At 45.4% G+C, this 10395-nt stretch carries 6 protein-coding genes; all 6 read right to left on the reverse strand.

Annotation, left to right across the window (positions count from 1 at the left end):
- Positions 1 to 1058 (reverse strand): HEAT repeat domain-containing protein (locus PN499_RS08815; RefSeq protein ID WP_272031422.1); only part of this gene is annotated, 1058 nt, incomplete at its 3' end.
- A gap of 131 nt (positions 1059 to 1189) precedes the next feature.
- On the reverse strand, positions 1190 to 1333 hold the full coding sequence (locus PN499_RS08820) for a CHAT domain-containing protein (protein WP_272031423.1): 144 nt from the start codon (positions 1331 to 1333) through the stop codon (positions 1190 to 1192).
- Between the two features lie 147 nt (positions 1334 to 1480).
- Positions 1481 to 2374 carry a hypothetical protein gene (locus PN499_RS08825; RefSeq protein ID WP_272031424.1) on the reverse strand — a complete coding sequence of 298 codons (894 nt, stop codon included), beginning with the start codon at positions 2372 to 2374 and terminating at the stop codon, positions 1481 to 1483.
- A 666-nt stretch (positions 2375 to 3040) separates the two neighbouring features.
- The gene (locus PN499_RS08830) at positions 3041 to 9145 is read right to left on the reverse strand and encodes a PAS domain S-box protein (RefSeq protein ID WP_272031425.1); all 6105 of its coding nucleotides are present in this window, start codon (positions 9143 to 9145) and stop codon (positions 3041 to 3043) included.
- A gap of 111 nt (positions 9146 to 9256) precedes the next feature.
- Positions 9257 to 9478: a ribbon-helix-helix domain-containing protein gene (locus PN499_RS08835; RefSeq protein WP_007353211.1), complete on the reverse strand. Its 222-nt coding sequence runs from the start codon at positions 9476 to 9478 to the stop codon at positions 9257 to 9259.
- A gap of 229 nt (positions 9479 to 9707) precedes the next feature.
- Positions 9708 to 10199, reverse strand: a complete 492-nt coding sequence (locus tag PN499_RS08840; protein WP_272031426.1) for a low molecular weight protein-tyrosine-phosphatase — start codon at positions 10197 to 10199, stop codon at positions 9708 to 9710.
- Positions 10200 to 10395 lie beyond the last annotated feature (196 nt).

Below are 10395 nucleotides of genomic sequence, written 5' to 3' on the forward strand. Positions count from 1 at the left end.
CGATCGCCCCCCCAACCCTTCCCCAACTCTTCTAATGCAGCTTTTCGCACTTCCTTACTCTCGTCAGACTGGGCTAACCCCCTCAGCAAAGACAAAGTATCTCGATCGTCTCGCCAACCCCGCGCCAATTCTCGCAGCGCCACTATTCGCAGAGTTAAACTGCTTGTCTGGGTTAGCTTTTTGATTTGGGACAAAGTTTCAGCATCCCCCGACCACCCCCTAGCGATCGCTTCCCAAGCTGCTACTCGCACCGTTAAACTTTCGTCAGTTTCAGCAATTTTTCTGAGTAAAACTAAGATATTTGTTTGATTTGGCCAATTTTTAGCTAATTCCTGCACCCCTACAGTGCGGACTGCGGGACTGCTATCTAACTCCGCGAGGTGTAACAGCAAAGGTAATGTACCTGTCGCTTCCCGCCAACCCCTTGCCAACTCTTGAGCTGCTGCCGATCGCACGGCCCAACTGCCATCAGATTGAGCTAAGTTTTTGAGCAGGAACTCTATATCTCCCACTTGAGACCAACCCCGTGCCAATTCTTGAGCGGCGGCGGCGCGGACTTCCCCAGTGTCGTTGGACTGAAGCAGATTCAACAGCCAAGTATAGGTTTCCGATTGGTGTTTCCAAGTAGCAGCGATCGCTCTAATTGCCTGCGATCGTACTTGATAAGTTTCCTGCAACTCTTGAGCGCTTTGATATAAAATCAGAAAGCCAGTACCGTACTGAGATAAACTCTTAAAAGAATTGAGCAATCTAGTATCAACTGTTACTTTATCCCGATTTTTTGTTTCTAACAGACATTGAGCTGCCAAAAACAGATTGATAAATCTTTCTTCTTGACCGTTTTGGTCAATCAAATACTCAATAATTTCTGATACACCCTGTTCGTCCAAGCCTCCTGCAATCAGCCGTAGGACTTCATGCCGGGATGCTTCCCGCCAGTGTCCCCCGAAAATTTGTGTTTTGAGTTCGGCTGTAGTCAGCTTGCCAGATTGAACTTGTTCTACGATTAACTCCGCCGCAGTCCGGGCATTATTGTCGGCAATAAGTTTTTGTAACATAGGTGTCGAGGCAGTTTCCAGGTAGCTGGCACGAATCTGATTGCTATTTTTATAGATTAAGGCATTTTTGCCCTTCTAGATAACTATAATGTTTCTATCCTTAGACCTTGTACCTTCTGCCTTCTGCTATATTACCATTCCCCTGGAACCGTAAAAGCCGCCCAATAATAAGTAGAATGCCACTTTTCCGGCTGCAACATTGCCCATTGTGTCGCTATTAGTACCACCGCTGGTAATAACCCTTTTTGCAGCCTTCCCTGATAGAAACTCGCCATCAACATTTAGACTTAGAGAAAGCATAGGCCGACACCTTTTTGCATTTCTTCAAATTTTACCCTTAACCTGTAATACCAAATAAAGTATCTCCTTTGCCATTTTAGGAAGAGGAAAAAGGGTAAATAGGAGTTACTATAGATTGGATTTCATTGCAAAGAATTCGCTAAAATGATGGTGGTAGTAAATAAGAAATCAGGCTTTTTTTTATACCTGATATCGCTTTTAAGAAGTTCTAGAAACTCGTGATGTCCCGCACTTGTCCGACCCACTAAACAACCCGCCCCATAAAAGCCAATATCATCAAGCGGCAAATTATTGCCGTGATGTTGGTTAATATCATATAAGCCAGTATAGATTTTACCTTCTCTCTTGTAAGTCTTGTACAAATCTCTGTATCCTGAGATTGGTTTTGTCTGTACTAAGGCTTCCTGAGCATCACCACCATTTCCCCAATGATAGCCTATTTCCCAAGCTGTATATTGACCCGGTTTGATGCGGAAAGCTCCCATGACATCTTGAGGATGATCTGTGTAATAAATTCCGGGTTCTGTCGTTGCCTCCCACTTTTTTACGATCCGAGGCTTACCATCAATCACTTCGATCGCTAATCGTAAGTCATTAAATTTATTCGGTTCATTTTTGTTTAGTTTTCCATCTAGATTCATGCCCTCAATATACACAATGTTGTAATTCCCTTCGCCTGTAAACACTTGATACCCTTGACGTTTCATATACCGAATAACTCTATCGGCAAGAGAAGTATTACGGTTCTGTTTTATGGTGCTGGGAGGTTGATTCACCACATTAACTGCATAGGAAGCAGAAACATCTAAAATAGAATTGGGCAATTCGTTAAAAGCTTTATTGATTAAGGACTCGCCCAAAGTCATCTTGTTGGTGGGCAAGAGCAAAAATGAGATTGCACTCAAACAACAAGCTAGAGGAATCGTTAAACTCCGCCGATTTTCTGGTTCATCAAAAATATGTTGACAATCAACTATACAAGATGTATTTTTTGTGAATTTAGCAGACTTCTTCATAACCTTAATCGCACCCTGAACAGACAACAACAATCTGCTAAATATTTTTGTCCTTAACTTTGTACTTAAAGCAGACAGGACTTACGCTCATGGCCATAGAACCCGGTTTCTTTGGTTGGGTGCGTAAGTCCTAGCAGAGTAAAACTAATCATTGTAATTTTCATATAAAAAAGTCAATACCTGTAAATAGGACATTGATAAATAACTTCATTTGTCCGTTGCTGGTGTTGACACTATATCTCTCAAAGCTCTTTCAGTAGCAGACGATGCAGGGTTTTCACCCTCCCTGCCGCGCTCCCCTTTGACTAATACCAATTCCGGCCTTACTACCCCCTTTATTGTCATTGTTCGCTGTGCTCCGCAATCGCCTAGTCTCTGCGATTGCTTCTGTTTGCTTCGTTTCTCGCAACTCGCAATGACGGATTATTGCTAATAAAGGGGATGACTAACCCGGATTTGGTATAATACCAATTCTCCAAATTTGTGATTTCAATCCCCAAAATTTGCGAAAATGATGGTAATAGTAAATATGATTTAAGATAGCAACCGCTTTCGTTAGTGAGGACACTCGCTCAGGGCTAAAACCATTAACTCTCTTCTCCTCTTTCCGTTCTTCGCCTCTTCCCCTTCTTCCCTTCTTTCCTGAGCATCGGAGCATCGTAGCCCCTAGCGGTTGCTATAGTTCGCAGCCAAATTAGCTAAGGCTGCTAGCAATTGCTTGGGTTCAACTGGTTTAGCGATGTGAGCATCAAAGCCTGCTTCCAAAGCTTGCGCTCGGTCTTGTTCCCTAGCATAGGCAGTTAGAGCTAAAGCAGGCAAATGTTCTCCCTGGAAAGCTTCTGAAGCTCTCACCTTGCGGATTAGTGAGTAGCCATCCTCAAGAGGTATCCCAATGTCGCTGACTAAAATATCTGGCTGCCAATGCTCCAAAGCTGCGATCGCTTCTTCCACTGAAGCCACCGCGATCGCAGTTGCTTCATACTCTTCTAGTAAAGCGACCAAAAACTCGCGAGTGTCTGTCTCATCTTCGACTATCAAAACTTGGAGACCCGAAAGTTCGTTAGGGGGTGGAGCTTCGACACTAGGTAGAGATGCGACTGTTGGCGAAATTGCCAAGCCGCGACTGTCAATACCCTGTTTGAGGGGTAGCCTGACTATAAACGTCGAACCTTTGCCTTCTCCCTCACTATGGGCGTTAATCGTACCACCGTGGAGTTCCACTAAGTGGCGGGCGATCGCTAATCCTAATCCTAATCCGCCGTAAGTCCTAGTTACAGAGCCATCTGCTTGTCGGAATCGTTCAAAAACATAAGGCAAAAACTCAGCAGCAATACCTTTTCCAGTATCACGCACGGTGATTTCAACGTAGGAGGTTGATTCGGGACGAGGGAAGTGGGGAGCGGGGGAGCAGGGGAGCGAGGGGGCTGAGGGGAGATTTCCGTCTTCCATCTCCCCATCTCCCCATCTCCCCATCTCCTCTGCTCCCCATCTCCTCTGCTCCCCATCTCCCCACTCCCCATCTTCCCATTCCCTAGTCCCCAAGCGCAGTTCCACTTCCACTTGCCCACCAGCAGGAGTAAATTTAATGGCATTGGAAAGTAAATTCCAGATCACTTGCTGAAAGCGCTCTGCATCTCCCCAAACCAATCCCACTGCGGGGTCAACGAAGGTATCTATCTCTATTGACTTAGCTCCTGCCATTAAGCTCACAGAATTCATCGCGACTTCGAGGGTTTCTACGAGGTCGAACCAGCGGACGTTCAAACACAGTTTCCCTTGAATAATCCGCGAAACATCTAAAAGGTCTTCAATAAGCTGCTTTTGCAATCTCGCTTGACGCTCTATAGTTTCGAGAGCGCGAGCAGTTGTGGCTTCATTAAAGTTACGGCTACGGAGCAATTGCGCCCATCCTAAGATGGCATTCAGAGGCGTGCGGAGTTCGTGGGAAAGAGTTGCTAAAAACTCGTCTTTCATGCGATTTGCGGATTCTGCTTCGGCCCTGGCTGTGCGTTCGCGATCGAGTAATTGGGCTCGTTCTGACTCCGCTCGCTTGCGATCGCTGATGTCTGCCACAATCGACATACAGTTAATATTGCCCTTAGCGTCGCGCACGGATGTTGCCCACAACCCGATTTCGACTGACGACCCATCTTTTTTTTGGCGGCGGGTTTCTAAACCAGTGAGGGCAAATCCATCCCGAATTGCTTTCAGGTTGGCTTGAAATTCTTCTTGCTTGTCAGGGGGGATACAAGGAAGGAAATAACCTTTGGTTTCCTGTTCGCTCCAACCGAAAATCTTCTCTGAGGCTGGATTCCACATTTTTACTGAGCCGTCTTCGGCGCTAAAAACTGTAATCCCCAGAGGACAAGCTTGAATCAAGGCTTCAAGGGTTTGGTTAGTTTCCATCAGCGCTTCTTCGGTGCGTTTGCGATCGCTGATGTCCAAATTTACACCGATCGTCCGCAGGGGTAAACCTTGCTCGTCGTTGAAGGTTGTAGCTCTCAGGGCAATCCACCGTATGCTGTTGTCGGGGCGGCAGATGCGGAATTCAATATCTAATTCTCCACCTGAATTTGTGACTTTGGCAATCTCCTGTTTTGTCTTGGCGATGTCATCGGGATGCAGCAGTTGCGTCCAGTTTTCGTATTTACCTCCGAAACTCCCTGGTTCTAACCCGTAGAGTGCTTCTAACTCTTGCGTCCAGGTAATTTCACCAGTTTGGACATTCCACTCAAAAGTACCGATTTTGCCAGCTTGCTGAGCCAATTGCAGCCGCTGTTGATTATTTTTCAGTTCCGCTTCCACTCGCTTGATCTCAGTCATATCGATGTAGAATGCGATCGCGGTTTCTTGCTCGGTAAAAGGTTCCGCCAGCATTGCACCGCCAATGAGGATGGGGACGCGGCTACCGTCTTTGTGGATGTAATCTTTTTCCATAGGTGTTGCTACACCCTTAGCACGGAGTTCTGCGATCGCTATCTGGTCGAGATCGGCTTGTTCTGGGGGCGTTAGCCGATCCCAACGCATTTGACCTAAAAGCATTTCTTCGCGAGTATAGCCAACCATCTTTAAAAGCGCTTCATTGGCATAAGTAATCTGACCGTGAAAATCGCCGATCGCTACGCCGAAGACGTTAATCTCAAATAGTCTGCGGAAGATCGCCTCGCTTTCTTTGAGTGTCCGTTCTGCTTTTTTGCGTTCGGTGATTTCCTGCATGACTGTACTCACGCCCAAAAGCACCCCCTCGCTGTCATAGACGGGGTGATAACTAACTAGCCAATCTCGGATAATTCCTGGCTGCTGCAAGGTTTCAGCTTGGATTTCCAGGTCAAGGATGGGTATTTGAGTCGCGATGACTTGGTGGTAAAGGGGCTCTAGTAAATCCGCAAGTTCTGGGATTACTTCTCTAACAGTCCGTCCCAAGTGTTGCGCGATCGCTCTACCATTGACCGCAGCTAAATACTCATTGATCCGCACGAAGCGCAAGTTTGCATCTACAAAGCACAACCCGACTGGAGTCGTGTTATAAAGATGGTCGAGTTCTGCTAACTGGCGCTGGACTCTAGCTTCGCTTTCCCGCAGGGCTTGTTCTGTCCGCTTGCGTTTGGTGATGTCCTGAAAGTATACGGCGAGGCCATCACTCCAAGGATAAGCCCGCGCCTCGAACCATTGCCCGGAGCCGTTTGGAGCTAAAGCTTCTACCTGGATGGGGATCTGTTGAAACATAGCTCTGTGGTACTGTTCGTAGAATGGAGAGCTTGCTGCATCGGGGAATTTCTCCCAGATACAAGCGCCGAGCAATTCTTCTTTCGGCAATCCCGTCATGTTCAAGAAGCGGGTGTTAACGTAAGTGAATTGCCATTCTTTGTTAACAGTAAAGAAAGCGTCGGTGATGCTTTCGAGGATGTTGGCAATTTTCTTGTTTGCTTGGCGCTCGGCTGCTTCTGCTTGTTTGCGATCGCTAATATCTAAAACAAAGAATGTTCCTCGATCTTTGCACCCCTCGATCAAACCTCCCCCAGCTAAAATCGGGATGCGGCTGCCGTCTTTGCGGATGTATTCTTTTTCGTAGGGCGTGCAACTACCGTTTGCTTGGACTTGAGCGATCGCTTCTGCATCTAGGAGCCAGTATTCGGGTGGCGTGATATCTTTCCAGCTCAGAGCAAGTACATCTAATTCTTCCCTTGTATAACCCAGAATTTTTAGCAGAGCATCGTTAGCATCGATGATTTTGCACTCTTGCTCCCAGAAACCGACTCCGATCGTATTAGACTCAACTATGCTGCGAAACCGGGCTTCGCTTTCTCGCAATGCTGCTTCTGTACGCTTGGCTTCTGTAATTTCTGTCAGAATTACACCAACTCCCAACGTCTCCCCACCTTTAGCTTTTACGGGGTAGTAATTGCCCAGCCAATACCCGAAATCTCCCGGTATTTTGCTACATTCTCCGGTAATTTCAACGTTGAGCACAGACTCTCCACTGTCTAATACCTGCTGTATCGTATCTCCAAATCGGGCAGCACATTTAGGCAAGATTTCGTGAAATTTTTGACCCAAATGCTCGCCTGCGGGAAAACAGTTAAGTTTTGCGAGTACCTCATTGATGCGGAGGAATCGCATTTCTCTATCTAGAAAGCAAATTCCCAAAGGAGCAGCTTCTAGGAGTGCGTCAATTGAGGCAAAGGATTCGGCGGCTTGAGCTTGAGCTAACTGTGCTTCGCGGTAAAGTTGGGCGTTATCTACGGCAAGTGCGACGCGATCGGCAAGGTCTTCTAGCAATCTTAGGTCTTCTGAATTATATCTGCGACCGGTCTTGGTGGTGACGAAGGTAATCGCGCCTAGTACCCGTCCCCTTGTGGTTAGGGGTACGCACAGGTGAGAGCCAAGTTGGAGCGATCGCAACATTTCTAGGTGCGTGCTATCCTGTGCCGCTGCCACTAAAATATCATCAGTAATTTCTGGAATCAGTTCTGGTTGTCCCGTCCGCATCACCAATCGATAGCCGTGAGGTGCGTGGGTATCCCCAACCGCAGGCATCGCCGGAGTCGGGTAGCGCTGCTCTAACTGTGTGGATAAATCCACTTGTGAGGGTTCTACGTGAGTCGCCGCCAGCCGCCGCACTCTCCCATCTGCTTCTGCGATGTCAATATAGCAGCCGTCAGCAAGGGTGGGAACTGCTAATTCTCCTACATTTTTGAGGGTAGTTTCCCAATCGAGGGAGGAGGAGAGGACTGCACTCGCAGTTGCCATAACTGCCGCTTGCTGTTCTGATGCTTCCGCTTTTGCCCTAGCAGCTTGTTCTGCAATTAATTGAATATGCTGAGCTTCTGCTTGTCTAAGTTTGGTAATATCGCGAGCTACTACTAAAGCTGATTGTGTTAAACCGTCGCTATCAAATTCTGGAACTATCCGCGACTGATAGGTTCGCATTCCTTCGACTGTAGGAGCTTGATATTCTATTGCTTGTTCTGTACCTGATGCGAAAACTTTACGAATAGTTTCATCCCAGAGTAGACACAAATTTGGCGGCATACCTAGTTCTTGGTTTGTTTTACCAAGGAAGGCGGCTGCTGGCATTCCCGTATTTTTTTCTACCGCAGGATTAACATAGATATATCGCAGTTCTTTATCAATCCGAATTATGACATCCGGGGTGTTTTCTACAACCGCTTTAAATGCTTGTTTCCTGCGGTATAAATTTTGTTGAGCTTCTACGCGGTAAGTGATGTCTTCTAGAGTGCCAACGTGACCGATAATTTCGCCACTATCTGAGAACATGGGAGCGGAGCAGATGCGAACCCAGCGCACTTTTTTTTGAGGAGTTAAAAAGCGAAATTCGTTCTTATATTCGCTGGGAAATTGGGTGTAGGATGACCACTCTGCAAATACGCGATCGCGGTCTTCTGGGTGCAGGAATTTAGCCCAACCAAACCCTAAACTTTCCTCAAAATTAAAACCACAAATTGCTTGACAGCGAGGATTTGTATAAGTACATCTACCTTGTATATCGGTCATGAAAATGCCCGCCGGTGAAGATGCGCTTAAGCAGCGAAATCTTTCTTCACTTTGCCGCAGTGCTGCTGCAATTTTCTCCCTTTCTGTCACTTCTGCTTGCAGCACTTCGTTAATTTTACTCAATTCTGCTGTGCGTTCTCTGACGCGGTTCTCCAACTGGATATAAGATAAAGACAGTGCTTGTTCTGCTGCTTTACGATCGGTAATGTCCAGCCCAGTTCCTATTACATACTCAACTTTCCCTTCTTTGTCTAAAATGACTGTATTCGACCAGGAAACTAGGCAACTAGAGCCATTTTTATTCAACCAAAAATTTTCATTTTGATTGGGAAATACGCCGGAAACTAGGTTCTCAAAAACTGCTTTTATTGACTCTATTTCTTCAGGGAGTATCAGCAAATCCCAAATATATTTACCCTTAACTTCATCAAAAGAGTAACCAGTTGTTTTCTCGCACGCTTTGTTAAAACTAACTATGCGTCCTTCCCGATCTAATACTACGATTAAGCTACCAACTGTACTGATAATTTTTGAGATAAAATCTCGCTCTTTACCAAGTTCTTCTTGATTTTGCTTTAGTCCTGACTTTCTACCTTCAAACCAAGCGCTAACTATTAAGACAGGGACAAATAATACAGCAGGGCTTTCCTTGAGAGTGGGCGACAACAAAATTGCCATAAGTATTGCATTGCCTAGAACCAAAGCCGTAATGCCGTACCGTTTAATGGGCGAATATAGCGCTTGAATTATACTCATTGGAGAATGATGAGTGAGGACAGAGATTAAGGCTTAGGAATCCCACTAAATAATTTACCGTGCTTGTATCCTTGCTCACTATAGCAGAAATATTTAGCAAGAATTCCTGAATTAAATCCCGATAATTTCAGTAACTAGAGGCTGATCTTTATCTGCAATTCCTATTCTTTTACCCTGTTGTTTTGCATCCACCACTACCTCCATTAGTGCAATAGCTCTGCGAAATACTTCTGTTTTGGTACCGCCTGTTTTGTGAGCAAGAGTTTCTAATGCTTCGTTGACTTCTGGCGAAACCACAAAATTTAAGCGAACCTTTACTTTGTCTGCGTTCATAAGTATGAATTGCGTAGGAAGAAAGATGAAAGATATGTATTTTTTATGTAATGAAAACACAAAAATTTTGACCTTGCCATCTATCTTGAGACTGATTTTAGGGGTTAGAGGTTAAGGCTGAGGAGAAGAAGGTACAATTCTCGAATGGCTTCCTAAAATAGGATTCGCAAGCAATCTTAAGCCCACGTAGTTGAGATCTAGTTCGTAAATCCGATTAAAATTGAATTTCTCAACTGTTGTTAAATATTAATTTTTCCTTCGTAACATACTCCAATAGTCCCTCACAGGCATCCCACAATAAATCAATTACTCGATCGAATCCTTCTGGGCCACCATAATAAGGATCGGGAACTTCCCTCAAATCATATTTCTGACAAAACTCGCACATCAGCCGTACTTTGTCGCGATATTTGCCATGAGGATCGAGGGAAAGAATATCCTGGTAATTGTCTTTATCCATTGCCAAAATTAGGTCAAAGTTCTCAAAATCTGACCTTTGAAACTTACGAGCACTACCCCGGAGTTCGAGTTCGCGCTTGCTAGCTGCGATCGCCATCCGTCGATCGGGAGGATTACCTATATGATATCCCCCAGTCCCGGCAGAATCACAAATAATTACATCGGCTAAATCTGCTTGTTTGATTAAGTGATTCATGATATTTTCTCCCGACGGGGATCGGCAGATATTGCCAAGACAAACAAACAGTAATCTGTAAGGCATGGATTAATTAAGAAATTGGTAATTGGTAATTGGTAATTGGTAATTGGTAATTGGTAATTGCTAATTGCTAATTGCTAATTGCTAATTGCTAATTGGTAATCGCTAATTGCTAATTGCTAATCGCTAATCGCTAATTACCCATCTCCCTCATCTCCCCTGCTCCCCTGCTCCCCATCTCCCCCTCTTTCCCTAGCCC

Origin of the sequence: Kamptonema animale CS-326, from assembly GCF_028330895.1 — a bacterium.
Taxonomy (GTDB): Bacteria; Cyanobacteriota; Cyanobacteriia; order Cyanobacteriales; family Microcoleaceae; genus Kamptonema; species Kamptonema formosum.